Source organism: Desulfosporosinus burensis (assembly GCF_054657535.1).
Genome location: NZ_BAAHYN010000004.1, coordinates 215,565 through 241,994 on the forward strand (window position 1 = coordinate 215,565; position 26,430 = coordinate 241,994).

At 38.7% G+C, this 26,430-nt stretch carries 29 protein-coding genes and 2 pseudogenes; 2 read left to right on the forward strand and 29 right to left on the reverse strand.

Going from position 1 to position 26,430, the window contains the following annotated elements; all coding sequences use genetic code 11:
• The first annotated feature begins 369 nt into the window (after nt 1-369).
• Nucleotides 370-1,788: a hypothetical protein gene (locus tag ACYQ3Q_RS08410; protein ID WP_459928153.1), complete on the forward strand. Its 1,419-nt coding sequence runs from the start codon at nt 370-372 to the stop codon at nt 1,786-1,788.
• Between the two features lie 938 nt (nt 1,789-2,726).
• Here the strand turns inward: ACYQ3Q_RS08410 and ACYQ3Q_RS08415 are convergent.
• The 4 genes from ACYQ3Q_RS08415 to ACYQ3Q_RS08430 all read right to left on the reverse strand — a co-directional run bounded on the left by ACYQ3Q_RS08415 (nt 2,727) and on the right by ACYQ3Q_RS08430 (nt 4,802).
• Nucleotides 2,727-3,602 (reverse strand): IS3 family transposase, encoded by an 876-nt coding sequence (locus ACYQ3Q_RS08415; protein ID WP_459927236.1) that lies wholly within the window; start codon nt 3,600-3,602, stop codon nt 2,727-2,729.
• Nucleotides 3,603-3,625: 23 nt separating this feature from the next.
• On the reverse strand, nt 3,626-3,913 hold the full coding sequence (locus ACYQ3Q_RS08420; RefSeq protein ID WP_459927235.1) for a transposase: 288 nt from the start codon (nt 3,911-3,913) through the stop codon (nt 3,626-3,628).
• Nucleotides 3,914-3,973: 60 nt separating this feature from the next.
• On the reverse strand, nt 3,974-4,246 hold the full coding sequence (locus ACYQ3Q_RS08425) for a hypothetical protein (protein WP_459928154.1): 273 nt from the start codon (nt 4,244-4,246) through the stop codon (nt 3,974-3,976).
• A gap of 145 nt (nt 4,247-4,391) precedes the next feature.
• Nucleotides 4,392-4,802, reverse strand: coding sequence for a hypothetical protein (locus ACYQ3Q_RS08430; protein ID WP_459928155.1), 411 nt, complete (start codon nt 4,800-4,802; stop codon nt 4,392-4,394).
• Nucleotides 4,803-5,748: 946 nt separating this feature from the next.
• On the opposite strand from ACYQ3Q_RS08430, the gene ACYQ3Q_RS08435 reads away from it, so the two are divergent.
• A complete protein-coding gene (locus tag ACYQ3Q_RS08435) occupies nt 5,749-6,603 on the forward strand; it encodes an ATP-dependent DNA ligase (RefSeq protein ID WP_459928156.1) in 855 nt (284 codons plus the stop codon).
• 591 nt (nt 6,604-7,194) lie between these two features.
• Here ACYQ3Q_RS08435 and ACYQ3Q_RS08440 read toward each other — a convergent pair.
• The 25 genes and pseudogenes from ACYQ3Q_RS08440 to ACYQ3Q_RS08560 all read right to left on the reverse strand — a co-directional run bounded on the left by ACYQ3Q_RS08440 (nt 7,195) and on the right by ACYQ3Q_RS08560 (nt 26,265).
• Complete coding sequence (locus tag ACYQ3Q_RS08440) at nt 7,195-7,764, reverse strand: shikimate kinase (RefSeq protein ID WP_459928157.1); 570 nt, start codon at nt 7,762-7,764, stop codon at nt 7,195-7,197.
• Nucleotides 7,765-7,871: 107 nt separating this feature from the next.
• Entirely contained in the window at nt 7,872-8,300 is a 429-nt protein-coding gene (locus ACYQ3Q_RS08445; protein WP_459928158.1) for a hypothetical protein, read from the reverse strand.
• Nucleotides 8,293-8,721, reverse strand: coding sequence for a DUF3795 domain-containing protein (locus tag ACYQ3Q_RS08450; protein WP_459928159.1), 429 nt, complete (start codon nt 8,719-8,721; stop codon nt 8,293-8,295). The genes ACYQ3Q_RS08445 and ACYQ3Q_RS08450 overlap by 8 nt, the downstream gene beginning before the upstream one ends.
• Before the next feature lie 132 nt (nt 8,722-8,853).
• Entirely contained in the window at nt 8,854-9,042 is a 189-nt protein-coding gene (locus ACYQ3Q_RS08455; protein WP_459928160.1) for a hypothetical protein, read from the reverse strand.
• 104 nt (nt 9,043-9,146) lie between these two features.
• On the reverse strand, nt 9,147-9,752 hold the full coding sequence (locus ACYQ3Q_RS08460) for a hypothetical protein (RefSeq protein ID WP_459928161.1): 606 nt from the start codon (nt 9,750-9,752) through the stop codon (nt 9,147-9,149).
• Nucleotides 9,753-9,932: 180 nt separating this feature from the next.
• The gene (locus ACYQ3Q_RS08465) at nt 9,933-10,304 is read right to left on the reverse strand and encodes a DUF5412 domain-containing protein (RefSeq protein ID WP_459928162.1); all 372 of its coding nucleotides are present in this window, start codon (nt 10,302-10,304) and stop codon (nt 9,933-9,935) included.
• A 129-nt stretch (nt 10,305-10,433) separates the two neighbouring features.
• Nucleotides 10,434-11,348, reverse strand: coding sequence for a TIGR01777 family oxidoreductase (locus ACYQ3Q_RS08470; RefSeq protein WP_459928163.1), 915 nt, complete (start codon nt 11,346-11,348; stop codon nt 10,434-10,436).
• A gap of 123 nt (nt 11,349-11,471) precedes the next feature.
• Nucleotides 11,472-12,164 (reverse strand): class I SAM-dependent methyltransferase, encoded by a 693-nt coding sequence (locus tag ACYQ3Q_RS08475; protein ID WP_459928164.1) that lies wholly within the window; start codon nt 12,162-12,164, stop codon nt 11,472-11,474.
• Nucleotides 12,165-12,553: 389 nt separating this feature from the next.
• Complete coding sequence (locus tag ACYQ3Q_RS08480) at nt 12,554-12,709, reverse strand: hypothetical protein (RefSeq protein WP_459928165.1); 156 nt, start codon at nt 12,707-12,709, stop codon at nt 12,554-12,556.
• 12 nt (nt 12,710-12,721) lie between these two features.
• Nucleotides 12,722-13,156, reverse strand: a pseudogene (locus ACYQ3Q_RS08485) (GNAT family N-acetyltransferase).
• A 207-nt stretch (nt 13,157-13,363) separates the two neighbouring features.
• Entirely contained in the window at nt 13,364-14,182 is an 819-nt protein-coding gene (locus tag ACYQ3Q_RS08490; protein ID WP_459928059.1) for an ExeA family protein, read from the reverse strand.
• Entirely contained in the window at nt 14,175-15,566 is a 1,392-nt protein-coding gene (locus tag ACYQ3Q_RS08495) for a DDE-type integrase/transposase/recombinase (protein ID WP_459928060.1), read from the reverse strand. The genes ACYQ3Q_RS08490 and ACYQ3Q_RS08495 overlap by 8 nt, the downstream gene beginning before the upstream one ends.
• Nucleotides 15,567-15,669: 103 nt before the next feature.
• On the reverse strand, nt 15,670-16,278 hold the full coding sequence (locus tag ACYQ3Q_RS08500; RefSeq protein WP_459928061.1) for a DUF6431 domain-containing protein: 609 nt from the start codon (nt 16,276-16,278) through the stop codon (nt 15,670-15,672).
• Between the two features lie 302 nt (nt 16,279-16,580).
• Nucleotides 16,581-16,715, reverse strand: a pseudogene (locus tag ACYQ3Q_RS08505) (SAM-dependent methyltransferase); the annotation flags it as partial.
• Between the two features lie 132 nt (nt 16,716-16,847).
• Entirely contained in the window at nt 16,848-17,717 is an 870-nt protein-coding gene (locus ACYQ3Q_RS08510; RefSeq protein ID WP_459928166.1) for a hypothetical protein, read from the reverse strand.
• Nucleotides 17,683-17,868 carry a hypothetical protein gene (locus ACYQ3Q_RS08515; RefSeq protein ID WP_459927895.1) on the reverse strand — a complete coding sequence of 62 codons (186 nt, stop codon included), beginning with the start codon at nt 17,866-17,868 and terminating at the stop codon, nt 17,683-17,685. Before ACYQ3Q_RS08515 ends, ACYQ3Q_RS08510 begins: the two co-directional genes overlap by 35 nt.
• The gene (locus ACYQ3Q_RS08520; protein ID WP_459927896.1) at nt 17,858-19,162 is read right to left on the reverse strand and encodes an IS91 family transposase; all 1,305 of its coding nucleotides are present in this window, start codon (nt 19,160-19,162) and stop codon (nt 17,858-17,860) included. Before ACYQ3Q_RS08520 ends, ACYQ3Q_RS08515 begins: the two co-directional genes overlap by 11 nt.
• Nucleotides 19,163-19,258: 96 nt before the next feature.
• Entirely contained in the window at nt 19,259-19,444 is a 186-nt protein-coding gene (locus ACYQ3Q_RS08525; RefSeq protein ID WP_459927895.1) for a hypothetical protein, read from the reverse strand.
• Nucleotides 19,434-20,738 (reverse strand): IS91 family transposase, encoded by a 1,305-nt coding sequence (locus ACYQ3Q_RS08530; RefSeq protein WP_459927896.1) that lies wholly within the window; start codon nt 20,736-20,738, stop codon nt 19,434-19,436. The genes ACYQ3Q_RS08525 and ACYQ3Q_RS08530 overlap by 11 nt, the downstream gene beginning before the upstream one ends.
• Before the next feature lie 62 nt (nt 20,739-20,800).
• Nucleotides 20,801-21,535, reverse strand: coding sequence for a hypothetical protein (locus tag ACYQ3Q_RS08535; protein WP_459928167.1), 735 nt, complete (start codon nt 21,533-21,535; stop codon nt 20,801-20,803).
• A gap of 276 nt (nt 21,536-21,811) precedes the next feature.
• A complete protein-coding gene (locus ACYQ3Q_RS08540; RefSeq protein WP_459928168.1) occupies nt 21,812-22,291 on the reverse strand; it encodes a hypothetical protein in 480 nt (159 codons plus the stop codon).
• 897 nt (nt 22,292-23,188) lie between these two features.
• Nucleotides 23,189-23,539 (reverse strand): hypothetical protein, encoded by a 351-nt coding sequence (locus tag ACYQ3Q_RS08545; protein WP_459928169.1) that lies wholly within the window; start codon nt 23,537-23,539, stop codon nt 23,189-23,191.
• 366 nt (nt 23,540-23,905) lie between these two features.
• Entirely contained in the window at nt 23,906-24,142 is a 237-nt protein-coding gene (locus ACYQ3Q_RS08550) for a hypothetical protein (protein WP_459928170.1), read from the reverse strand.
• Between the two features lie 365 nt (nt 24,143-24,507).
• Nucleotides 24,508-25,188, reverse strand: a complete 681-nt coding sequence (locus tag ACYQ3Q_RS08555) for a DUF2786 domain-containing protein (RefSeq protein ID WP_459928171.1) — start codon at nt 25,186-25,188, stop codon at nt 24,508-24,510.
• A gap of 231 nt (nt 25,189-25,419) precedes the next feature.
• Nucleotides 25,420-26,265, reverse strand: coding sequence for a tyrosine-type recombinase/integrase (locus tag ACYQ3Q_RS08560; RefSeq protein WP_459928172.1), 846 nt, complete (start codon nt 26,263-26,265; stop codon nt 25,420-25,422).
• Between the last annotated feature and the right edge of the window lie 165 nt (nt 26,266-26,430).

The following is a 26,430-nucleotide window of genomic DNA, read 5'->3' on the forward strand; positions in this document are numbered from 1 at the left end:
TAAGATAAATCGATTTATTATTACGCGTGACTTGTTGTCGTAGAAATGATGGTGAGTAACGACTCTCATAATTAAAGAGAGTAACAACATTTGTCGGCTGGTATGATTTAATAACTCATTTGCTTTCTCCAATTTAACCATGAAGAAGACCTCGGTAGCTCATTGCTTCCGTCGGTCTTCTTCATTTTTGTACAGCCTCGCAATAAGCTCTGCCAACATATATAGTTCGACCGTCTACGACTCGCGAAGTCGAATTTATTACATTGTAATGCTTATGATAAATATAAAAACCGTGTCGAAAAAAGTCACTACAACTTGAAGTCCCGCCAGACTACAAAATGGCAATGATAAAAAAGAAGGAGGTAAATTATGTTCGTAAATAGTCAAGACGGTCTTGAAATTAATGATATTGTTGTTCAACAGTCTAGAATGGTATCTGAACTAGACGTAAAGCTATCCGACTATAAAGTTACTCGCTACCCTTGTGATGTCGCTAAGAATCCTTCTGAAACCGTTCGAGTGGTCCCCTTGCCCTTTAGTTCTGAATTGATGGAGTTTAACAACTTCATCGACTTAATGGATTTTCTAAATCAGCAAGATTTACTTAGTTATTTACCTGTGCCTGAAGAGGCAAAAAAGGGCAAGGCATTTCATTGTATATTCCATGAAGATATAACTGCATCCGCTGTTCTGGATTGTAAGAATGATAAGTGGAAATTTTTCTGCAATGATTCGAATTGCAATTACCACCAACCAGCAGGCTTGGACATTATTGATATTACTCAAAGAATGTTTAATATGAGCTGGTCAGAAGCAGTGAATTCTCTTGGTCGCCATTACAATTTTACTTTTAAGGCGACAACTGAGTTTTCTCGGGGTCAAATGTTAAAGCTCGCCAACAACAAAACATTCCTTCTTAACAACCTTGTAAAATATCCGAATCTGAGTCGACTACTTAGCGAGAATATAGACGTCTTGCTTAAACTAATAGATATTGCATCCGTAAATATTTATGAGGATTTAATTAACGTCTGTACTGATGAAAGTATATTTTTTATGTCATGCCGATTTTTATCGGAGAAAGTAGACTTCAATTATCTAGATGTAAATCGCATTTTAAATCTATATGCAAATCTTGGACTTATTGAGAAAATCCCCTTTAAGCTTGTCCCCAAAAAGTACGCTGAAAAGTCGGAACGTCTTGCGACCGAAGGTCAATCAGAAGGTAAGTCAATGCCAAGAATACAATATTTCACTGTTAACAGTTTTGAGGTTGCCGCAGGTGAAGCTGAAAGAAGAGCCTCTATATTGCTCACTAAGAATTTCGTTCTAAGCGACGTTTCTAAGATGTATTTTGATAGATTTTTAGGAAAAGACATTACACAATTCACATACCCAGATTATCGATACCAAATCGAACTAAAAATGACCGAACAAACGCGACTTGTTAAAATTGCAATCTTAAAAAACATAAAGCTCTATGGTTTCTGTGGCTTTGATGAATTGCGAAAAGAAAAGCAATTAGCGTTAGTCTCAACAAATAAGCTCAAAGACTCAATGAAGAATCTTATATTAGTGCTTGAGCTGCAAAATATAAAATGGATGAAAATGAATAAGGCTTTATGTTCAAAATTTGGCTATGACAAGTTCAACTATGTTTTTTGTGATATTAAACATGAAGAGGTTGATATTTCATCTTGCAATATGGAAGATGCGGATGATATCCAGGTTTATAATATACAACATAGTGATGCCTTAGAAGATTTTGACGACCCCGTACCGTTTTAACAACGGCTTTGCTATTATCTTATTTTATCTTAAGGGGATGCTGTTCCCTTACATTTATAAGGGACGTTTATGATAACAATACTCCATAAATTAGGTGCAAAAAAAATTACAAGGTATTACTTATTCCTAAAGGTATACTGCCAACAAAATATAGGTAAATTTGTCTAGGTTGACAAAAACGACTTTCATCATTCCAAGCAGAAAAGGTAGGCTTTGTGCCTTCGCACACGGGACAAGACCGCAGAAAGCAAATTACTTACGGATTCAGTTATTAGGTGAAACATCACCTAATAACAATTAACGCCTAACAATTCACTTGAAAGCCATACAGCTAATTATGCATTGGCAAAAAGCTATAATGCAGATGGTTATGACTAATTTGCCAATTATTAGCACTAAGCAATACTAACAAATAAAGTATCCATTAGCCATTTGGAGGAACTCTCTTATGAGTATAGACAAGGCAATGAACTACTTCATAAAGTAAATATGGAGCTTGAAAAAATTGGCGTTGGTGGATAGCTGTCGGTTTGTGTGTTTATGTACAAGGTAAGTCTTACATTTAGTAAAGTCATCGTTTACAGGATACATTCCCACTGCCGTTATTATCGTAACTTTCTAATTAATAAGTTCCCCCAAATATTCCAAAAACGTCGTTGCTTTGTAATGTAGCATATTCATACCACGCTTTGTAAGCTTTGTGGAGTTGTCAAATTTGGTTTAGTCCCTAAACTCGTAATTTTAGTACCAATTTATGGTTATAATATAACTGGCTCTTATCTACAGGCAGGATAGTGAAATGCTGGAGAGCAACACGAGCGGCCGGTAGAGTTCTGCTAAGGATAGCCAGGGGATATATTTAATCACCCTGGTATCTTTATTTCTATCCTTAGGAGAACCAAAAAGCGATAAACTCAAGAGGCGAAGCCTCTTAACTGTTACACCGCTTGGGGTAAACGCTCTCGATAATACTGTGAACGCATTACTAGGGGCGGATAACCTCCGTTTGGAGTGTAAATTCGTTTCCGATTGTAATAGGTTTCTATAAATCTAAACACTATGCTTTTAATCTTTTCCATACTCATTGTTTCGGTTCTGAATTTATAGATGCTTTCTTTCTTTAATGTGGCAAAAAAGGACTCCATTCTGGCATTGTCATAACATTTACCAGTACTGCTCATACTCTGTTTCGCACCATGCTGGGCGAGTGCTTGACGGTAGATCCCGCTTGTGTATTGACTACCCCTGTCCGAATGAAAGACCATCCCATAGGCTTGATACCTCTTAACACCCGAGGTAAAGGCTTCGACACATAGCTCGGCTCTCATGTGATTTGCCATTTTAAATCCCACGATACTTCCATCGAAACAATCCAATACGGCGGCTAAATAAAGCTTTCCGTCAGCCGTTGGGATTTCTGTGACATCTCCAAGCCATTTTTGATTGGGTGATACTGCAGAAAAGTCTTGTTTGATGAGATTGGCACTGGCTTGAGCGGCTAGATCTGCTTTGGTTATTCCTCTACAGTGATGTTTCTTCTTGAGCATAAGATGGTTGATTTTACAGAGCTTAAGGATTACATAATAGCTACCGGTATAGCCTTGATAAAGTTTTAAATGGAGATAAATCCTGTATGCTCCATAGTCCGGGTTGTCCGCACGAATTTGAAGGATCTTAGCCAAAAGTTCTTCGTATTTGTAAGGCTTGGACTGCCTTTTTAACCACTTATAATATCCGGCTTCACTAACCAGTAATACTCTGCACATGGTTTTTATGCTGTGCTTGGTTTTCTCTTTAGTTTTGTGAAACCACATCCAATGAAAAAGCTCTCGTGCAGCTATTTCTTTTGGCTCTCTGCGAAAAAACCTAAGGCCCTTTTTAGAATATCATTGGCGGCTTCAAGGTCTTTAATCTTCTTTTCCATTGCTTTGGTTTCAGCTGTTTTTGGGTCAATACGTTTATGTCCGCTGCCAACAAAACTTACTTCTCCATACCGTTTTGATTGATTTTTCCATGAGTATAGCGTTGTTACTGGAATCCCCAGTTTCTCTGAGGCAGCCGTCGTCCCTAATTCGTAAGACAACTTGATGGCCTCTTGTTTGAAGTCTTTGTCGTATTCTCGCATCTGGATTTACCTTCTTTCGTTTTTCCTATTCTTACCAGAATTACGAGTTTTCTGACTTAACTAAAATGATACTACTCCATTGTCTTGGATTTTTTTCCAATATTCTTTTGCAAAAGATATCAGCTCTAATTTTTCAAAATCCATAAATTCAGAGCTTTTAAGTATCTCATCTATAGACATCTCAAAAAAGAGAATTAACTGGTTAATGACGTAATGAAAATCTCGTCCACTACTATATAACTCTTCAATTTTTTTATTATCCAGCATCATGTTATACCATGCATCATAGTTAGCCTCATAGTTATTGCAGAACAACATCACTGTTTCAGTCATTTTAACATACCCTCTTTCGTCAATAACTTATCTTTTCGAACACTGTATAAAACCAAATAGCAGTAGTTCGTAGAACTTAATGAATACGTTCGTCTTGAGGCGATGATATACTCATCGCCTCAAGACTTTGTTGATGATACATTACTTAAATCTCTTGAACTTGGAAATCAACAACTTCCATAAAATCATCATCTAATTGAAATACTATTGTATTTATGTCAAGGTATTCAGAAGTGTTATAGTTTTGTTGTTGAAGCTCGTTAAGAAATAGTACGTGTATTTCTGGAATGCTTTCCCCAAAAAGCAACTTGAGAATTTCGAGTTCGGTGGGGAATGGGTTCAATTTTCCGTAGATTACGATTTCGATTAACTTAGTTCCTTTTGAAAGTTGATGAGCACCTACTTCAATTGACTTCTTGACAGTTATAACGCGTTGAACATCGACTTTTAGACAGCCATTGTAAACCTTATAGACTTCCAAAACCTTTGATTTAAAAGCATTAAAGTCCATCTCTGAGAAAAAGTAAACAAATTCGCAATCATCGAAAATAGCCATTTAATCAACTCCTTTCAAATTAAATCTTAATGTTTAGTATATTAAACAATTTTACACCTCCCCGTTTAACCCATTACGCCGTTTTTGAAAATTAAAAATTACTTATTGTAAATTATTATTTACAATAATGAAAGCTTCATCAATTTTTAATTTACAATTTATTATAATATGAATTACAATACAATTTAAGACAAAATTTCTTAAGATAATGTTAAGAAAATATATTTTATTTAATATTTATCTAAACAATTGAAAAATCGATTCCGATTAATCACCCCATATGACCCGTCATCTCCATCAACCCCTTCTAAAAATCAAGGTCATGGTGCAGTCTCATAAACCTTAATCCAAGTCCCTCTTTCAGCGAGACACTTCTTTGAATAGATTCACCGTTGCCAATAGAATATGGGGAGAAGGGAGCTCCGAAGAACCAAATACAGTTTGGTGGAGCCACAAGGCCGCAAAACAACAAGACATAATTCACGGATATCTATTATTCATATGAAGCTAAAGGACGGAACAGAGGCTGACAGGCCGCTATTCCGTTTCGATTGTGTATGAGGTTAGTGAAATCTTGTTGACCTTATTAAGCGTAAATGTGTAATGATAGTTAGGTATCTCCACCCCGCCTTTTGGCGGTGAATAAAATTGACAGTCCAGCTTCGCTTGGGTTGAGCCAGATTATCGTAAAAGCTAAACAGCCGCCTTCATGCATTATGAACCAGTCTGTGGTTGACGCAATTAACGAAGTTGAAAGGACGCCAGTAGCGTCCTTTCAACTTTCCAGGAGTTTAGTGATAAACTTAGGCCAATTGTATCCTTTCTGGAAGCCCTCGTACCTAGAACCCGACTGATTGAGTATCAGTATTAGACTAGAATATATATCCAACAGTTCCCAACTGACTTTAAGCTTTTCCCATGTTAGACTTACGGTAGAGGTGGGATTATGTTTGTTAACCCAATGCTTCTCCGAAAAGTAGATACCCCTTTTGATGACTACAACTGGCTTAGTGAGTTAAAGTTAGACGGTATTCGGTTTCTATACTCTACGATGAGTGGTGTGAATTTTTATACCCGACATGAGAACGAGGTAACAGAACGCTTTCCTGAACTTGTTACAGAGCTGGTCCCCAAAGGGACAATACTTGATGGTGAAATTATTATCTCTGACGAAAATGGTAAGCCCGATTTTGAAAAATTGATGAGACGGTTTCAAGTTAGCAGTCCTAAGCGAATTCCTTCTATCTCAAAGAACAACCCTGTGACATTTTGTGTTTTCGATGTGGTTTATTTTAAAGGTAAGAAGGTAAATCATTTACCCCTGTCAGAGCGAAAGGAAATTCTTAATGATATACTACCAGAGGATTTGCAGCTGATAAATAAAGTGCCCTCTATCGAAGGCAATGGGAAGGCACTGTTCAATTTAGTTATAAAGCAACAGCTTGAGGGGATTGTGCTTAAGAAAAAAGACTCCAAATATGAAATCGGAAAACGGTCTCAGAATTGGTTAAAAGTTATTAACTTTCAATATGCAACGGTAGAAATTGCAGGGTTTAGAAAATCCAAATTTGGTTGGCTGCTACACTTTTCTGATGGTAGGTCTGCTGGTGTTATGGAGCTTGGAGTCCCCGATGAAGCTCGTAAAGCAGTTTACCAATTAGCTAAAATATTAGAGTGTAAAGAAGAAAATGATTATGTTTTCTTTCCAAAAATTAATGAACTGAAGTGCAAGGTTAAGTATCGTACGTTGACCAGGGCTGGGTATTTAAGGTTGCCCTCATTTGTTGAGTTTGCTAGTTAAAACAGAACTCATTGAGATATAGAGGTTTTTATCCAAGAGAATAGGACCTGAGGTATATAGCTAACAGGTTCCATTTTGAGGTGCAAAAACGCAAATTACCCCTTCAAATCGCAAGTTAATTCACGCCTAAAATCTATGAAAATTAACCAGTTCACACACAAAACCACAGATAAATTCACATTATTTAGGAGGCAAGTGTACACAATGCACATTTGCCTCCTTTTCCTAACGCATTCTCAGATGCGTCTTTCTAGTCTACTTTAGTTAGTCTATCCGACAACAACATATCTGCATTGGAAATTGAGAATAGGAGGTCTGAAAGTTAAATTTAATCGATAACCTTATATATAACGAACTAAATGAGGCACCCATAGGGATATACCTAACGGGTTCCGTTAAGAGGTTCAAAACTCAAAATCACATACAAAATCTCAGACGAATTCACATGACTTTATCTTGAAAATCGCATGGGGGCGGTGATTTCCGCTATTGGACCAATTAGCAAATATTGAGTCATCACCGACATTAGCAACCGCTGATACAGTAGTTACAAACGTCTTTCAATGCACATATGCCGCAGTTACACGGCTGCTAAGTTACTTCAAATCCGCCCTGAGGTCCTTTATTGAGTCTCTTCAACATCCCTTGAATCTTCTCAGCCACTTTCTCCACGTTAGCCCCTTCCAAATTCACCCTAAACATTGCCTTACGATAGAAACGTCCATAATATTCCATATCGAGGCGGATTTCCCGCAAGTAATGCTCTTTCTCGTGATTCGTTAAGTCTTTTTCCATTATGTTTGAATCATCATCGAAAAATATAATCCTATTTAATATATTCACAGCTCTATCAGTAAGGACAATAGTAATAGAATTTATAGATTGGATGATTTTCCAGTATGGTTGACGGAAACCACTCGGTGGAAGAGCCACTACATAGTTATCGTGATTGGCATCTACAATCTCCTGAAGGACAACAGCCACTTTTGCCCTGAACTTTTCAAGTCCAATTGATTCTTTCTGAAGGTAAGAAATTGCCCTTCCATAATATTTTTCAACTTCTCCATCCAAATCGAAGAAATTACATCCTAATTCTTCCGCTAACTTTTTACCCACCGTTGTTTTTCCTACACAAGCTACCCCACTAATAAAGATTCGCACACGATTTCACACCTATCCTAGTTTATTGGCATGAAGTCCTCAATCATCACATCAACCAGTTGATTTCATATATTTGTTCATCGATTATGTTGCTTAAACTTATGGATTCAAAGCTTTGAATTCCAATAGTCTACAAATGCCTTATACCCTCGCGCATCTGCAAAGAATGCTACAAGTTGCTCTCCATTTAGCTTATATGAATTGACAAACTCAACGTCATTACGACACGCTTTTTCCATACGATGGTTGCCATCAATTATTTCAAACACGCCAGGTCGGATTTCCACTTGAAGTACAGGCTTTGTAATATCGACCGTCGGCAAATGCATCTCGTTCACGGAACCTCGAATATGTGTCCTAAACCACTTATTAACATTGATTAACTCTTTTTTAGCATCAAGCTTCCCTGTCGCGATATGCTCAAGTATTCTAGAAATATTGAAGTTGAAAATTCCATTAGGATATATTTCATCGCCTTTATTCGTCGGAATTGGTATGTAATTGTTATCAAGCTTGAGCTTTCTGCTTTTATTCATCCTCACCAAGCCTCGCTATGTTCTGACTCTGTGACTGAGCTTTATCTAGGTTTTCTTTTTTATAAAAGAAGGCTTTCTTAAGACGCTGGTATTCTTCGTCCGAACATTTTCTTTTGATGCTTTCAGCGTATATTTCCGTCTGCTCAAACGACTTGAATGTAAGATTGCAAGGATAACCTTGGCATTTTCCGCAGTTATCTACTGCATTCTCAGTTGCACACTGTTGAATACCATACCTACAAAAGCTTGAAGAGGAACATCCATAACACATGATTTTTTCTGGAGATTCAATCGCTTCTCGCAAACCAAGTTGATTCCATAATTTCGCGACCGCATTGAGTTTCAAAACATCGCTACTCTGAGTTGCAGTGTATCTTGGGCACACGACACAGTCGTTCCCACAAAAAGCAAGCTTCTGCATAAATTCTCCTCTCTTTTTCCTGTCAATGGCGTTAGCGCTTTAGTAATTTTGCCCATTCATCTTGGGTAGGAAATCCCATTGTATAGAATACGTCAATAAGATGCCCTAAAAATCACTTTTTACAGACCACTATCAGCCGACGCAATAAAGATTTGCTGGTGGCGGTGACTTTCTTTTCTCTAGTCCAATGAGACCAGAAATCTCTCCAATTAGAATCACATCGGACTTTTCCACTAAATCCTTGGGATACATTTTAACCCAAGAACCCAAGGCATAGTTTTGCGAAAACAATCCAATCAGAAGAACAACAAACATGCTCATATAAGCAGACTTTTTCTATTCACACTTCTCCCACCCCAGACCTTTAACCTCTTAAACTTAGACCTAAAAAGAGAACATGTGCCCTTGAACACCGACAGCTCTTCCTACTGCACAGTATCAACAAAAGAAGCTTCATTAAACACGCTTCCATATCTTCTCAAATCCTTTAAATCGCTTTGTAGTATACCATTGTTGTCATATAGCTCAACTACTTCAACATCAGATGAAGATTTTGAATAAATAATATAGCCCTTTTCCACTTTCTCGTTATATACCTCACTATTTTTAAATCTCACCAAGATGTTTTGTATATCAACTGGTTTCTTTTTATCACGTTCAATCAACCAAGTTGAATCGTTAAAGTTACCAAATAATATTTTGATACCTTCATATTCAATGACATTGACTGTAAAACACATGCTGATTGGTGTCTGTCCTTGTGCTTTCTTAATAATCCTCTTGTTTTCATCGAGCAAAAACAAATTCGTATATGTATGTCCATCGCCATCGTATTTTTCGGTTAATAATAAAGTTCCCTCCTTGAAAGCTTTTTGGGCAAAAAGCTGAGTCTTGCCATTATTAGACGGTTCATGCTTTTTATAATACGACTCTACGATGTCTCCAACACTATTACTTGTCGGTGTAGAACATCCCATCATACTAAACACCAGCATGAAAATAACTATGATATATAAATGCTTCTTGCTCACCAGAACTCACCTCTTAGAATATCTACTAAACCCCTTTTTGCATTAAGAAGGCGCGACGAAAGTGCATATTGCAAAAGCTTTTAATAGAGTTGAATTTCGATTAGTATAAGGGAGTGCTTTGTGTACCTCCTTATATTCGCATTTTTCTGCTGATGCGACCTAGCGAAACCAAGGTAATGCTTATTTTCTTCTGTAATCATAGATTTCATCTTTAACATTTAATTCTTTACCATTTATCTTGAGAGTCTCATTATTCACCCATTCCATCTCAGCTTTTTCGCAATGATACTGCCAATAAATATTTTTCATTTTGCCACTACTATTATTCATTAATCTGCCTAAAACTGCATAATCAACTGTGGCCCCACCGTTATTTAAATAAGCCGTCACTGTATACGCTCCATTCGGTGAAGTTGACTCATTAAGATATTCTTGACCATTGATTCTTTGAATATCAAGAAATGCCCAGTTTAAAGCATAAGCCACTCCACCAAGCAAGATGGCCATACTAATGCTCGTTATTATGAGTCTTTTTTTTGTTATCTGCTTCATATATTCAGACCTCCAAAGATATCAATAATTTTAACTGAACGAAATCCTACAATGCGTCACAGCATATGAATAATGCGGAGGCGTCAATTAACAGGAAATTCTACGCTACATAAGAATGATGTGACATGACTATTTATTCCCCAAAGCATCCTCTAGCGCAGACCTTAACTTAGGAAACTTAAATTTAAAACCAGCACTAAGAACTTTCTTCGGCACGACCCTTTGTCCATGTATCAACATTTCCGCCATTTGTCCTAATGCTATTTTCAATAAGAACTCGGGAGTTGGTAACCAAGATGGTCTTGTTAAGACCTCACCTAGCACCTTACTGAAATCTCTCATTCTGACGGGTTCTGGAGTTGTTGCGTTTATCGGACCAGTTAGCTCTTGATGTTCGATTACAAATCGTATCATACTCGTTAAATCCTGGATGTGTATCCACGAAACCCACTGATTTCCTGTACCCAGCGGGCCACCCATGTAGAATTTATAGGGCATTACCATTCTGTTAAGAGCGCCTTCAGTTCCTAATACTACGCCAATCCGAATAGTTACTACTCTTGTTAAATCACCTTGAACCTTGTATGCCTCGTTTTCCCAATCTCGGCAAACTAGGGCTAGGAAATCATGCCCCGCTTCTTCAGTCTCAGTTATCTCATCATCCAGACGAGGTCCATAATATCCAACTGCTGACGCATTAATTAGAACTTTTGGCTGGATGGTACGATTATTTATGGCTGTAACAATTGCACCAGTAGTTCTAATCCTACTTGCTAATATCTCCTTCTTTACAGAATTAGACCATCGACGATTTCCAATTGACTCACCAGCTAAATTAATTACTATGTCAATTTCCTGTAACTCATAAATAGAAGATAGAGGTAAACTATTGTCCCATCCTATTACCTTAACTTTGTTTTCAAAACTGTTAGCGGTTTTTTGGGGATTCCTCGTTACAACGTATACCTGATATCCATTAGTAAGTAATCCCTCTGTCAAGTTTCTTCCGACAAAACCCGTCCCACCAAAGATTAAAACATTCATCTTTTCCTCCTCCAGAATGAAATCACTGAAACTATTTCAAAGATATATTACGACCACATTCATTCTGCCAAATTCCCTAAATGCCCTGTTATATTAAGGTCAGCACCCCTGAGAATGCTATAATCAAACCGTCAACCACCATACCCCTGTACATTCTGGAACTACAGTTAATCCCGCTTCATGTACTTCATTAGCTAATTCGTTACCCCAAAAAAACTTAGTCAATTCTTCGGCCTCTTCAAGAGATTGAAATTGGTAGTCCGTTCTTATGACCTTCTTACTAAATCCTAATGTCTCCAACAAATTGAAATACCCAACAAGAAAGTCTGGTGGCACTGGCTCTTTATGTCCTGTGCCTAATGTCTCAAGTATAATCAAAATGCCGCCCTGTCTGATAACTCTCTTCATTTCAGAGATAACTGAATGAATATTGTCCTGCCAAAGGGCAACATCACTGCTTCCTAAATAGCAAATACTCCATCCAGCTATCACAATATCTGCCGAATTATCCTTGGTAGGTAAATCTCTATGGTCAGCAACTTCAGTTCTCCAATTGGATAATCCAGCCTTTTTGAGTTTTTCCGCTGTAACATCCAGCATCGGTTGGGACAAATCAAATGCTGTAACCGACTTTGATAATGGAGCAACCATACACGTTAACCTGCCTGTCCCTGCACCCATATCTATAACATCGCTGTTAGTAAAAGAACATAGGCCCATCAGGTTACGCGAAATATTCCCTTGGTAATCCTCCCGTGAAATCAATCGTTCATAAATTTCTGCTTTAGAACTATAAACCTCTGTATGATTTGGCATCCCATTTCTCCCATCCAACTTATACAAATTTTCTAATGGACTCAAGTAATTCTCAATTTATACGCATTCGGTTTCATATGTAAATATGGTTTTTAGAAGGTTTCCAATGCCCTGTTTGTCCCTGATGAATATAATATATGGCCATTGCTGCTACCACACAGGGTATACCGAATTTCCTCTAACCCTATCACCACTTACAAAGGCCCCAGACATAAAACCCGATATAACCATAGGAATGAGTCCAATAGTAAACAAAGAATACATAGTAATATCAGCGTTGTGTAAAAAGAGAGAAATGATTAAACCTAATATGCCAATAAGTAAACCAAGTAATAATGAACGCATAACCTTTCACTCCTCTTTTTCACATCCTAGCATCTCTATTGGCTCTAGGTCAGCGTCATACCCAAAACTCTGTGAAGGGCTACTTTTTTCTGATATAAAAAGTAGCTACCTGCCCTCAACGTAACACTGTCATAAAATGAGTTGTCTGATATTGTAAGAACGGCTAACACTATTACGGTAATTTTCTTGATTCTTATCATTAAATTCCTCCATTATTTCAGTTTCTTTTTGAAGCCCTTATGTGAGTCAGGATTATATCCTACAGATTCATAAAATTTGCATGCGTCAATTCTATTAGATTCTGTTATAAGAATTATTTGAGTACAGTCCTTGTCACCAGCCATTCTTTCAAGCTCAAATATTAGTGCTTTTCCAACTCCTAGATTTCTGTATTTGTTATCAACTATCATATTTTCCAGCACCATAAATGGTTTGCACTCTCCATATAATTCTCCGCAGATGACACCCATCACAGAACCGATTAGCTGGTTGTTTTCGACTGCACAAATCAATATGTGCGAACCATGTTCATTAAACTGGTTAAACTTTTTACACATAGACTCAACGCAAGATTCTTCGCCTCAAAACTGCCTGTATAACTGTGCTAATTGAGGAATATCATCTAAAATCATTTCACGTATTTCCATTATTCACACCCATACTGTCGCTTCTCAGCTCACATGACGGCGTACATCTCACTGCCAATGGCAGAAGAAATGTGCCGACAATACGCCAATACCAGTAGAATTCTACCGCCAATACTTTCCTCTGCAATGACAGTCAATGTGGATAAGAAAAATCCCCAATATACACATGCCAATCCATGTGTATATTGGGGATAATGTGGATACTATCTAAATAGCACTACCACGTTGCCGTTCAGCATCCGCTAAAATTCGCCCAATTTGAGCATCCTCCACAACCTCGCTCCCGTTTCGATCTGCCTCATAGAGGGCATGAGTACAAAGAGTGTTAATTAGCCGAGGTATGCCCTTCGTCTCGGAGTGGATTAGAGCTAAAGCACTATCGGAAAAGACAGGGGTGGAACGATTGGCATGTTTCATTTGATGTCGAATATAGGCTGCAGTTTCTTGGGCGTTAAGGCCATTCAGGTGGTACTGAAGGTGAATGCGCTGGGCAATGGCCTCATACTTATTCATTCGTAAGGTTCGTCTCAACTCGGGCTGACCTACCAGGATGATGGAAAACAAGGACGCAGAATCCATCTGGTGATTTAAAGCAAACCGGAGCTCTAGGAGCATGGACGGGCTAATATCCTGAGCTTCATCGATCACCAAGACTAAGAATTTCTTTCCTTGAATCAACCGATCGGTTAAAACATGTTCAAGTAAACGTTTGGCCCTAAATAGAGAGAATAGTGGCTCCTCCCCAAGCTCACGTAATAATTCCGAGTAAAAATCCCGAGGTTTCATCCCCGCACGGCTGAGATAGATCACTTGGTAACGAACAGGGTCTAAGGTCAGACCCAGACGGCGGACAAGGGTCGATTTGCCACTGCCAACCTCTCCTGTAAGCACTCCTAAACCAGAATTGGAAACCATCAACTGTAAGCGAGCTAAAGCTTCAGCATAGGCACCGACCTCAAAGAACATATCGTTCATTGGAGAACGAGAAAACGGAATTAGATGGGTGGCATTTGGCAGATCAGTCATGGGTAGCCTCCTGCTTTGGCCCGAAATTTAAGGCTTCTTGGGCCCATGTCTTACGGCGTTTTTCCTCCGCCATTTTGAAAAAATTCAACCCAGTCGCTGGAGCTTCCTCCTGTTTTTCGACCTTGGATCTCGATTTGACCCGTTCATGGATACTGCGATTTAAATCGAGAAGTCGGGCATCGGGTAGCCGGTTTCCTTCATGCCATACTTGCATTACGCTTAGCTCGTAGGGGTCAAAGCGAAGCGTGACGGTTTGACTAGAAAGGTGAGACGGAACCTCGAAGAGATTACCAAAGACGCTGACACAACCGGCCTTATCCACCTTTCGCGCTTCTTCCCAAAGGAAGATCTCGGTCAGTTCCATCATCGATACCCGGCGCATAGTCCGTTTAATACCTGCAGCCCTATCCATAGGAGACTGACCGGTACTACCGTGCTTACGTAAGTGGTAGTACCCTTCTAACCAGGATGTAAAGGCCTCATTTAAGTGCTTCAACGTCGAAAGACTACCGTTTCCAATCTGTACATGGGCCTCTGGTCTGAAGCTTGTATCAATAAATCTGAAGAACCTCTCAATTTTTCCTCGGCCCATTGGTTTGTACGGACGCGAGTGAGAAAGCTTAATGTTTAACTTGGCACAGATCCGGACCAAATGGTGGGAAGAGAAAACGCTCCCATTATCGCAGTAGAACTGAGAGGGCACTCCGTGGCGCAAGATCGCTTTTTTGAGGGCATCTTCTAAACGAGGCAATTTCTCATCCCAGTAGAATTCTCCGTGGACAATCGCCCTGGAAAAATCATCAATGATGGCGAATAACATTGCTTTTTTACGTTTCTTAGGATTCTGTGGGTCCGGCAAATAAAGGGTATGTTGAAAATCCGCCTGCCACATGAGATGAACATCTTCCACTTCGAAACGTCGATGCCCTCTCGATGATTCCACAGCCTGCAAGAGTTCCTGGCGGCTGACACCTGCCTTGCGCAAGTGCCGGGATAAGGTACTTGGGGCAAGCACTCCCTCCGAGGCTAAACCGCTATGTTCTAATAGGTATATAATCTGCTCCACACTTCGCTCGGGTCGTTCACGGCGTAGCTCAATGGCCTTTTGTAAGATGGGGGCCGGTAAAGCTATGGCGTTTTTCTGAGGACGTTTTTTAGGTTTAAGCCCATCCCACCCCTCTTTTCGGTAGTTTGCCATAAAGCGCTCAAGCGTGCGTACACTAACCTGAGTCTTGTGGCTGCCTGGAATGGTGTAATTGAGCGCGGCAATTTGAGCAAGCTGACGCTTCAGCCCTCCAGGAATCATCGGAGTCTGACGAGATACAATCGGTGCTATTAATCCGTAACGAAACGCTGCCATCTGTTCATCTGTAGCAAAATCCATGGTTTCTCACTCCTTCAAACATAAAGTTAGGCTAGGGTTGCCCCTACCGCTATTCTGACTGAAAAAGTTTCGCCATTCTATGGACAGCTTTTGTGGGATCAAGCTAACCAACCGTCACCGCCCTTGAGCGTTTAATCTGGTAGAGCCAAGTAAGAAGTCCGATAGTCATAAATCCTGGTATTGTCGATCTTACTTGCTCCCAAGCCCTAAACAACCAGGACCATTCTCGGGCTGGTTTCGACGGGCCAACAGGGATTTCCACATGGGGCAACTTCTCTATGATAATCCGCCATTGTTCGGAGGATGAGTCTTTCAGTTCATCATGGATCGCTTTGCTCCAGCGCCAAAGAGTCTTCTCACTAAACCTCCCCGCCGAAGTGACTAGATCTTCCGCAATTTTTACCAAAGCTACCCCAGATAACTGTTGGCGGATCACTTCTTCTTTAACTTCCCATGCCACCTGATGGTGTTCCATCACAAAGTTAGGAAGAAATGATGTGGCTCTCCCACACTTGATACATTTAAACCGGTAGATGGATATAATGAACGCTTCTAATAACGTATACACTGTTCGTTTAAAACTTCCATGTTTATGTAGCATCGCTTTCTCAAAGCAGTGGGGACACACCCTTGGACGCAAGTGATTTGGGCAACCATCAATAAAGCCTTCAATATAAGACTGGACAGTCCAGATTTCTTCAGGTAAACTCATATTGGTAGTAACCAATGGGAAAGAGGAAACGAGGCTGGCGGGCCGATGATGTTTCCTCTTTCTTTTATCCTTTTTTAATGATTGTCATGTGGCCTATTTAGCCACATGACAATCATTATCTCCTAGAAACGACAAAGAAGGCAAGAAAAAACGCTCACTTTAATGTCAATTAAAGTGAGCGCCCACACCATACTATAGTTATAGCAAGCTTTATAATTTAGTAATTCATCTATATACAAATTGCCTTTGAACACATGCCAATTATGGATGAGAAGAGTTCCAATTTTTCCATATGTCCGTTCTCAGTAAACTTCCAAATCTAATCCTAAGACAGTTCCTTCTGCCCCAGCCATATCCGCGAGTAAAAGTGATAAGTCACCTCGTCCGCACCCAATGTCAAGAACACGCATCCCTTTTTTTATCCCTGCATCAACAAGTAGTTTTTTGTCATTTCTTCAACGCTTTTCGCCATTAGCTTCTTCCCTTCCAAACAAAATTCAACCTGATGACCTTCGGTTATTATCATTTCATTTAGATTAAAACCGTTGAGGGGTATGCCATCTAGCAAGCTACATGTTTAATAGCTTGCTTATATTAAGCACCACTCCCTTTACTGACGAGCTCCTTAAGTAGAAAAGTTTAGTCTTGTTCATTTCCATTCTGCTCATGACCTTATAATAGAAAGCATGGGAAAAATAAGCTGTGTTTATGAAGACTGCCTCCTGGTTATCTAAAAACCGTAAATCTTTGTGTAAGTTATCCATATCAAGATAGGTTAGGTTCGGCAAAATCTCTTTTAATCCTTTCACTAAATTAGGATGTCCACCAGCAATCACATAGTTATGTTTTCCAAGTAATTCTAATGCCTTAGAATAGTCATCTAAATCGTCATTTGATTCCTCGGATAATGTTTGCTGTTCAAAAATATACTCACGAAGTGCTAAGAGTTCTTTTCTATCTAACTCGGCTTGATTTATCTCCTGTCGCATCCGAGTTGCTTCCCGTTGCCAACGGATTGCATCATTTTTATAATTCAGTGTCGTGTTTTCTAAGCGCGCTATTTCTGACTTAAAATTGGCTTTCTCTTTTTGAAACAGTTCCAGTTTTGCTACCATTTCCGTTTTTAGTTTTAATGTATCTAAGTAGTTATCTTCCTTGGCACTAGATAGATATATTTTTCTAGTATTTTCATATTCCACAACAAGAGCCTTAATAAACAAACATGCAATTATAAAAAAATCACACTCTTCATCTTTCAATGTACCATCACTTTGTTGTTGATAATACGCTACCGAAAATTGGTCGAAATCATTCATCGTCAATGTGAGTCCTTCTGTCAAGACATGAGCATTAATACCAAAGACCTTAAAATAAGAAAAACCGAGGCTGCGGCCTCGGTCCTTTTTATTGTTCTTGGATATCCGAAATTTTGTATTCATAACCGTGGAGTCCCCTATAATACTCTGGGTACATATCCCCTCCACATTTCTCACAGTTAAACTGCGGAGGAACGGTTGGATCACCATCATCCATAGCATCAAAATTCCTTACGACTTCTAACGGTATTTTCTCTTGCTCATTACACTGCAAACAAATGTAATTGACAGAACTGTTCTCGATCGGCATTCTTCTCTGGTTTTGTGAATTCTTCTTTTTGTTGGGTTTTCGTTGTTTTGATACCGGTGATATTGTAAATCATCCTTTCCAGGCAAGCTCTTGCTACCTCATCACTTGCATACTTTATTGCCAATTGTCCATCTTTTAGGCAGACTTCTCCCTTGTACTCATAATAACACTGACAATGCGGACATACCATTGGATCTTTTCCTGTCTGCTCTTTTATCCGTTGCTCCCATTTTCTTCGTTTTACTATCTTTTTAACCTTTACGATCCATCGTCTTACTTCTTTTTGCCAGACTGAGATTAGTTTTTTACAACGTGCTTTGATTCTTCGGGAATACACACCATAATAACGGATTGTTTTAAATTGCTCATCCGGAATGTGTACGATTAATCGTTTTATAAACTCTTCAACTGTTAGTGTCTCCCGTTTCTCTTGTCCATCTTTTTTGTCATGATATCGATAGGTTACATATTGGCCGTCATATGCCTCGATCCGATGTAACGCTATTGCGGGTCGACGAATATAACGACCGATATATCCTAATTGAACTTTCACATTTCCCTTTTGCTTCGGAGCATAAACATAAAAGCCTTCTCCATTGGCTGAATAGGCTTTCTGTAAAAGATGTTGGATCTTCTTCTTTTCTGCAACGTTTAAATTGCTGCGAATTAGCTTCAAAACTACGGTCTGCCATTGTTTACGCAACATTGGAAAAGGTATATAGTCGTATACCTTCCACTCCCCATTTTTCTTCATTCCGCCCATGCTTACTAGCATATGAACATGAGGATTAAAGTTCATCTGAGCCCCAAACGTATGTAGCCCCGCTATGATTCCTGGCGTTATTTTAAATTTCTTCTTAAACCACTCTTGAATTATCCCGACCGCCTCATCCATAAGAGGTTTAAGTAACTGTCGATGCCTCTGAAATATTTCTCTTAATCCTTCATCTATCGTAAACACGACATGTCGATGATTTACCTGAAGAACGTCTTCTGCCATCATTCGGCTCCATTCCTCAGTTTCACCACTTGAACACGTTGTGCAAAATCTTCCTTTACAACGGTACGGAACGATCCGTAGATCATGGCAGCCTTCGCAAACTAATAGCTTAAACCCATTTTTGGGATTGCCACAATTCCGGAATTTCTCGACTTCTTTAATAACAATTGCTCTTATACGATCTCCGTACTTTTCGACAAATCTATCCCAGTGTCTCTCGTCGTCAAAAAAAATCCGCCTCAAAATGTTATTTTCCATGACTTCATCATACCAAATTCGCAAGTAAAGGGGTACCCTCAAAACTTATACTTTCTGATACGTTAAGAAAAACCGAGGCTGCGGCCTCGGTCCTTTTTATTGTTCTTGGATATCCGAAATTTTGTATTCATAACCGTGGAGTCCCCTATAATACTCTGGGTACATATCCCCTCCACATTTCTCACAGTTAAACTGCGGAGGAACGGTTGGATCACCATCATCCATAGCATCAAAATTCCTTACGACTTCTAACGGTATTTTCTCTTGCTCATTACACTGCAAACAAATGTAATTGACAGAACTGTTCTCGATCGGCATTCTTCTCTGGTTTTGTGAATTCTTCTTTTTGTTGGGTTTTCGTTGTTTTGATACCGGTGATATTGTAAATCATCCTTTCCAGGCAAGCTCTTGCTACCTCATCACTTGCATACTTTATTGCCAATTGTCCATCTTTTAGGCAGACTTCTCCCTTGTACTCATAATAACACTGACAATGCGGACATACCATTGGATCTTTTCCTGTCTGCTCTTTTATCCGTTGCTCCCATTTTCTTCGTTTTACTATCTTTTTAACCTTTACGATCCATCGTCTTACTTCTTTTTGCCAGACTGAGATTAGTTTTTTACAACGTGCTTTGATTCTTCGGGAATACACACCATAATAACGGATTGTTTTAAATTGCTCATCCGGAATGTGTACGATTAATCGTTTTATAAACTCTTCAACTGTTAGTGTCTCCCGTTTCTCTTGTCCATCTTTTTTGTCATGATATCGATAGGTTACATATTGGCCGTCATATGCCTCGATCCGATGTAACGCTATTGCGGGTCGACGAATATAACGACCGATATATCCTAATTGAACTTTCACATTTCCCTTTTGCTTCGGAGCATAAACATAAAAGCCTTCTCCATTGGCTGAATAGGCTTTCTGTAAAAGATGTTGGATCTTCTTCTTTTCTGCAACGTTTAAATTGCTGCGAATTAGCTTCAAAACTACGGTCTGCCATTGTTTACGCAACATTGGAAAAGGTATATAGTCGTATACCTTCCACTCCCCATTTTTCTTCATTCCGCCCATGCTTACTAGCATATGAACATGAGGATTAAAGTTCATCTGAGCCCCAAACGTATGTAGCCCCGCTATGATTCCTGGCGTTATTTTAAATTTCTTCTTAAACCACTCTTGAATTATCCCGACCGCCTCATCCATAAGAGGTTTAAGTAACTGTCGATGCCTCTGAAATATTTCTCTTAATCCTTCATCTATCGTAAACACGACATGTCGATGATTTACCTGAAGAACGTCTTCTGCCATCATTCGGCTCCATTCCTCAGTTTCACCACTTGAACACGTTGTGCAAAATCTTCCTTTACAACGGTACGGAACGATCCGTAGATCATGGCAGCCTTCGCAAACTAATAGCTTAAACCCATTTTTGGGATTGCCACAATTCCGGAATTTCTCGACTTCTTTAATAACAATTGCTCTTATACGATCTCCGTACTTTTCGACAAATCTATCCCAGTGTCTCTCGTCGTCAAAAAAAATCCGCCTCAAAATGTTATTTTCCATGACTTCATCATACCAAATTCGCAAGTAAAGGGGTACCCTCAAAACTTATACTTTCTGATACGTCAAAAAAAGAATATTTCAGCGTAATTATTTATGCTTTTTCTACGATTAGATTTGTTGTCGTGAAATTTAGATTCTTTTATTACCTTCATTTCAATGCTATCCAGAAGCTGGTGTAATGTTTTATTTTTGGATTTACTTGAAAGCCAATAAACTTCACGTAATTCCTTAATCTTTTCTGGAGTTGACAGCTCATTCATTAAAGAAAATCCATATTCAAAATTATAATCTACATTGAAACTTAGCTGAATAGAATCACCGAATGACTCAAGTTCACATTTTTTTCCTGAATTATAACAAAGATAAAATATTATTGATACAATACCGACTAATTCTTGTTCAGTGGTCTTATTAAATTTTTGTGTACTGTTGAATATATGACTACAAAAGTCATCTAAATAAATAGCTTTATTATTATGATAGAAATTCCATACCTTCTGATATCCAACTCTAACTAACCTCGTAAGCACATCGGTCTGTTGTTTCTCATAACACCAACAGAATATTCCAGTTACTTTAATCATTCTTTCTGTATACGACGTAGGAAAAGAATAGAAAAGCCTATTATTCTTATAACGTGAATTTCTGTACGCATTATAAAACTCCAATTTATTGGAAGTATAAACTCTGTCAATTTCGTCATGCAGGTTTTTATTACTTCCAAGAGCAATAAGAAAATTAATCTCTATTCTGTGAGCTAAATATTGCTGGTCAGCGTCTATCAACTTTAGTTCCATCTTTTACTTCCCATCTCTTAAAATTTGCTTAAAACATTTACCCTCTAAGAATATGCATTTATACAGGCTTAGTTTGACATAAACACGCTATGTCATATGTTATGTCATCGGGAATCAACTGAAATCTTGATTATATGCGGATTATTAGATAGAGAAATCTATCAGGCCAGGATAATGGAACCTTTCCATTATCCTTCTTACAAGGGGCCAAGACTTTCTATTTTGGTCATACCTCATTTCAATCTTTCACTGGTTTCTTAGCCTTTCTTAAATCATCTATGAAGGTAAATCGACTGACGCTTCACATGCTTTCTTTGAATCTAGAACTGCCTTCATCGCCTCCTCACGCAAATCTCGCCAATCTCGCCAATCTCGCCAATATGTATTATTAATGTAATCCTGCTCGTAATACTCTTCACATAAAATAGAACGAATCTTAGCAACCTTCTTCACTAAGTACGAATCATTAGAGATAATAACATCGATTTCACTTATGGTCTTTTTAATGAGAGCATCATTACCTTCATAAGAATCAGCGAAAATGTACATACCTAGGTTAGAAATCTTATACGCCTCGAAATTTTCTTTCTGCTTAACCTTAACTCTTTTATACATCTTTTTGCGAATATCAAATACTTCATTGTTGGAATTAAATCCAGGCATCCCCTGAACAAGAGTATTAAATCTCTCATATTCGCTTATAGAGGTAAGCAAGATGTATGGCAAGGGATAGATACTATACTTCAATAAATTCATTTTTAAGATTCCTTCTTCCATTTGATTTTCGGTGGTTGACTTCGGTAAGGGGAATTAACCAATTAAAGATGACATTTGTCTCCAGAACAGCATTTGCTAAACTACTCTGGTAATCCATTTCTCATCTCAAAATACTACTTGTACTGCCGCTTCACTATATCTATTCGACACGCACACTCCACGTTCCTAAGCTTTGGTAATTACTTCTTTGTTAAAATTATTTATTCTTCGCAAATAGTTTCTTTAACTCTTAAACTGCCATCAACTTACAAAACGATGTCTTTGCAGGGGTTTGTAAATCATTTAGTTCTTCCCTTTTGCTAATGAAGCCTTTTGCTTCTATATGCGTGATATTACACTTTTTTAAGGAAGGGAAATAGTCTGCTAGGTCGATAATGTTTTATCTATTATCTACTTGCACGGGGCCTTCCGACACTAATTAATGGGCATAGAACACCTGCCGTGCAGTCAGAAATAATAAGTGTTTGTTAGTTTAAATTGCTGGGTACCACATTGAACACTCCGTAGTCTGATATGTCCCAATCTAAGAATGCAAAACCCTTGCACCGTTGAAGCGGCACAAGGGTTATTTGATTTAGATGAAACCTTAAGTACGAAGCACCAAGACCTAGAGAAGATTCGGCAAACCAAATGTTTTTTTGCACAATCCCAGAAGATAAAAACTTAAACTAAAACAACTGAAATGCCTGTGCTGGTTGGAATAACCTCTAAGGTAAGTGACAATATGTTATGGTGATATATGTAAACGTACACCTACCCTCCTACACAATACTTACAACTAAAAAGAAGGGTTTTTTTTCTTCTTAATTTCGTCCAATTCTTATGGAAGTTTATCGCCTAAGGGTCTTGGTTTCCCTCTTCCAAGCAGACTCCTTCCTAATCCTCAAAAGCATCAACAAAACCGTAACCCCTAAATCGTTTTTCAATTATGGCTTTTATATCTTCTTCCTTCCATACTAAACCAAAAGCAATAGCAAAGACTCCAGTTCCATAATCCGAGAACAGTATTATGTCTGAATCAAATTCCCTTATTCGCTTAACCCCTATGCTAATAATCCCAAATTCATCTTCAATCAGACCATTTCTTTCGGCTTTTAAATCCGCGATTTCAAAACTATACGTTTCGTCAGTTTCTAAGTTAATAATTTCATCAATGATATTTTCATATACGTTTTCTTTTCCTTTATTCTTCATCCTTACTATTCGTCTCTTAGTCAAATCGTCCATAATTAATAAATCCTCCATTTCTTTTCAACTCCGTATTATTGATTCTTTACAAGTTCAAATTAACATAAACATTATAGATAGCTATAACCGTAATTTTATTAATCCCAATGCTGGTCGGAACTACCTATAGAGTCAGTATATAGACGCTCTAATCCTTTAATTTTTAATAGTTCCTTTTTTAGTTTCAACCCTTAACATATAAAGTGCATTGAAAATTCTCGGATAAAATTCAATATGCTGACGCTAGGCCAAAGTCATGGTCATTTCTATTCGTCAACTCATGGACAGGCAAAACAGTCAGCTTTTTGGCATTTTAATTCACACCAACAATTACCATCTCAATCACCACTGTTAAGCTATGCCCTCCTATTCTTTAAATAAAAACCACTTACAGGTCTGTAATTCAAACTTAAGCTCAAACGGCCTTAACTCCCCGTTAATCTCGCGCTGGCACAAGTAAACTATCATTCGATTCCCTGCTAGCTTTTCTTCAGACTTCGACGTCACTTTCTCTACCTTAATGACAACTCCGTTTAGTCGATATTTTATTGGATTCGGTGGCCCGTCCTCAGGAAACCAGGCAATCATTTCAATTGGTTTCATTAGCACTTTCATGTTATCCGCACTTCGCCCAATCTCCAGTTATGCACTCGCTACATCCTCCAGTATGGATGAGCTTATTTTGGCAAACTGGGCATTTGTCATGTTGGATTAGCCACTGTTCACACGGCTCCAGACAATAATCCACACGATTACACTCGACACATACATCTTTCATTCCGTTCACTTCGCAGTACATATATTTGTTTATATATCGAACTAGTGTTCTTATTATAACCACACTCACTGAGAATATCAATAAAAAAATGCGCCCTTGCTATATAAAGCTAGGGCACATGACCTGTGAAATAATCTTATATGGGACAACCTCCCTTCGGAGAATAAATTGAAATAAAGCACATGTTAAATTAATCTATGCGTTTCGAAATCCCATTAAATGCTTTTCCGTCTTGATATCCTATTCGCATGGCATTTTGGTTATTAGCAGTATAACGAGAGCTCACCTGACCTTTTCTCAATTTAAGGTCCTCATAAGCGGTAATAACTAAGCTATCGACCACTAATACTAGCCCCCAATTATTTTTCTCAACTTGTTCTTTGTATTGAGCAGATAAGCCTGATAACCACCCCGACATATAGTCGTTTCTATGTCCAGTGTAAGCTTTAGTTAGGTAATTTTTCTTATAGTCGGCAACATAACGACTCGCCCCATAAACAATGGCTTCTTTTGCAAATGAATAAACAGTTTCAGCTAAAGCAACATCCTCTTTTAACCCAAGATAAATTAGACCTCCATCATCTCTGTCGGACCTTGATATATATGACTTGCAGCAAAAATTCTTAGCGATGATACTTGCTAGGCTTCTTTTCCACCAGAGTAGTCGCTCGCCGTTTGTCACATTCTCTTGAACCACTTCTTTTGGGGTTTGAATATTTGATAGTCTCTCAATTTCCGACTGTTCAATACCATTTTCAACCATAAGTTTTTGGGCTACTAACAAGGCACTTTGAGCTTCATGGTCATTTTCATTGCCTTCCGCTAACTTAAATAGCTTCTGAATTCGTTCTAAGAGTTTTTGATTATCCATGGTTGCATCCATCCCCATCCAAAATATCATCAACTCTCAAAAGCTCCATTGTGCTTCATAGAACTGAATCAAACTATCGAACTATAAAACTCCTTCCAACTTGGTCTAACTTCGTCGGACCTCCTTGAACCTGGTTGAACCTCATCGTACTTTATCGCCACTCAACGGACTATCGAACTCAGTTCTTCCAAGAGGGCGTTCCACACCTTGGTAACCTTAATTACTTTACGATTACGAGAACGCCTTATCGATTGCCTGCTCTAAGTCCTTTTCCGTAGGTTTAGAATAACGACGAGTAATATTTATGTCCGCGTGCCCACAAAGGTCTGCTACAGTTGAAAGGTCAATACCCTTGCTAACCAGTTCTTTTGCGAAAGTGTGTCTAAGTTGGTGAGGATGGAAACCGTAATTCCCCAACATATGTTGGACTGTCCGAATGCTGATTCTCTGATGATAATTTGACAAGAACAGAGCAGGGTCAGTATCATCCCTAGTCACAACGTATCGGTTCAAATACATTCGAGCCTCTGCTGAGAGCGGAATCTTTCTAGATACGTTCCCTTTTCCGTTACGCACCTTAACCGACCCAGACCGCTCGGTTATAGTTAAGTCAGAACGATTCAAGGCAACTAGCTCTGATACGCGGAGTCCAGTCCTTAAAAATACGTTAACGATGGCAATATCGCGCAGGTTACCTTTACGCTCAATTTCTCTTAGGAGGTTGTTTCGCTCTTTACGTTCTATCGACTGTGGAGCGATATTTCGAACCTGACGGACTTCAGGAAGACGTATGTCCTCGATAATGTCTGGACGCTTAATGAAGCGAGCGAATTGTGAGATTGCCGCAAATCTATTATTAATAGTAACGGCACAGTTGCCCTTAGACTCTAGGCTTTGAATATAGAGCTGAACGTCCAGACGAGTTAGAGCAATTAACTGGCCGTCATTGTCGATAAGCCACTGGTCAAATGCTCCCAGTGATTGACGATAGTTTTTTGCAGTCAATTCGCTCTTACCTTTGGACAAAATATGGTCAGAGAAGTCCTTAATGATTTTAACGCAACTTTTTTCTGCCACTATTTCACCTCTTCTGTTTGTTTTACAGCTTTATTATAGCGCATAGTTGCGCATAATTCATCTTATGCGCAACTATGAGATGAATTATGCATAACTCTAGAATCGCTAAAGAGCCAACTACTATGTGGTAACCACAACCGCATATTATGTTCATATATCTAAAGT

Excerpts from the sequence above, each read along its gene's own strand:
- ACYQ3Q_RS08430 (WP_459928155.1), bottom strand. The coding sequence starts at position 4,802 with ATGGCTATTTTCGATGATTGCGAATTTGTTTACTTTTTCTCAGAGATG.
- ACYQ3Q_RS08450 (WP_459928159.1), bottom strand. The coding sequence starts at position 8,721 with ATGCAGAAGCTTGCTTTTTGTGGGAACGACTGTGTCGTGTGCCCAAGA.
- ACYQ3Q_RS08495 (WP_459928060.1), bottom strand. The coding sequence starts at position 15,566 with ATGGATTTTGCTACAGATGAACAGATGGCAGCGTTTCGTTACGGATTA.
- ACYQ3Q_RS08510 (WP_459928166.1), bottom strand. The coding sequence starts at position 17,717 with ATGAATACAAAATTTCGGATATCCAAGAACAATAAAAAGGACCGAGGC.
- ACYQ3Q_RS08475 (WP_459928164.1), bottom strand. The coding sequence starts at position 12,164 with ATGCCAAATCATACAGAGGTTTATAGTTCTAAAGCAGAAATTTATGAA.
- ACYQ3Q_RS08425 (WP_459928154.1), bottom strand. The coding sequence starts at position 4,246 with ATGACTGAAACAGTGATGTTGTTCTGCAATAACTATGAGGCTAACTAT.
- ACYQ3Q_RS08550 (WP_459928170.1), bottom strand. The coding sequence starts at position 24,142 with ATGAAACCAATTGAAATGATTGCCTGGTTTCCTGAGGACGGGCCACCG.
- ACYQ3Q_RS08410 (WP_459928153.1), top strand. The coding sequence starts at position 370 with ATGTTCGTAAATAGTCAAGACGGTCTTGAAATTAATGATATTGTTGTT.
- ACYQ3Q_RS08470 (WP_459928163.1), bottom strand. The coding sequence starts at position 11,348 with ATGAATGTTTTAATCTTTGGTGGGACGGGTTTTGTCGGAAGAAACTTG.
- ACYQ3Q_RS08535 (WP_459928167.1), bottom strand. The coding sequence starts at position 21,535 with ATGGAACTAAAGTTGATAGACGCTGACCAGCAATATTTAGCTCACAGA.
- ACYQ3Q_RS08545 (WP_459928169.1), bottom strand. The coding sequence starts at position 23,539 with ATGGACGATTTGACTAAGAGACGAATAGTAAGGATGAAGAATAAAGGA.
- ACYQ3Q_RS08435 (WP_459928156.1), top strand. The coding sequence starts at position 5,749 with ATGTTTGTTAACCCAATGCTTCTCCGAAAAGTAGATACCCCTTTTGAT.
- ACYQ3Q_RS08455 (WP_459928160.1), bottom strand. The coding sequence starts at position 9,042 with ATGAGCATGTTTGTTGTTCTTCTGATTGGATTGTTTTCGCAAAACTAT.
- ACYQ3Q_RS08420 (WP_459927235.1), bottom strand. The coding sequence starts at position 3,913 with ATGCGAGAATACGACAAAGACTTCAAACAAGAGGCCATCAAGTTGTCT.
- ACYQ3Q_RS08480 (WP_459928165.1), bottom strand. The coding sequence starts at position 12,709 with ATGATAAGAATCAAGAAAATTACCGTAATAGTGTTAGCCGTTCTTACA.
- ACYQ3Q_RS08445 (WP_459928158.1), bottom strand. The coding sequence starts at position 8,300 with ATGAATAAAAGCAGAAAGCTCAAGCTTGATAACAATTACATACCAATT.
- ACYQ3Q_RS08540 (WP_459928168.1), bottom strand. The coding sequence starts at position 22,291 with ATGAATTTATTGAAGTATAGTATCTATCCCTTGCCATACATCTTGCTT.
- ACYQ3Q_RS08490 (WP_459928059.1), bottom strand. The coding sequence starts at position 14,182 with ATGACTGATCTGCCAAATGCCACCCATCTAATTCCGTTTTCTCGTTCT.
- ACYQ3Q_RS08530 (WP_459927896.1), bottom strand. The coding sequence starts at position 20,738 with ATGGAAAATAACATTTTGAGGCGGATTTTTTTTGACGACGAGAGACAC.
- ACYQ3Q_RS08555 (WP_459928171.1), bottom strand. The coding sequence starts at position 25,188 with ATGGATAATCAAAAACTCTTAGAACGAATTCAGAAGCTATTTAAGTTA.
- ACYQ3Q_RS08415 (WP_459927236.1), bottom strand. The coding sequence starts at position 3,602 with ATGTGGTTTCACAAAACTAAAGAGAAAACCAAGCACAGCATAAAAACC.
- ACYQ3Q_RS08465 (WP_459928162.1), bottom strand. The coding sequence starts at position 10,304 with ATGAAGCAGATAACAAAAAAAAGACTCATAATAACGAGCATTAGTATG.
- ACYQ3Q_RS08520 (WP_459927896.1), bottom strand. The coding sequence starts at position 19,162 with ATGGAAAATAACATTTTGAGGCGGATTTTTTTTGACGACGAGAGACAC.
- ACYQ3Q_RS08500 (WP_459928061.1), bottom strand. The coding sequence starts at position 16,278 with ATGAGTTTACCTGAAGAAATCTGGACTGTCCAGTCTTATATTGAAGGC.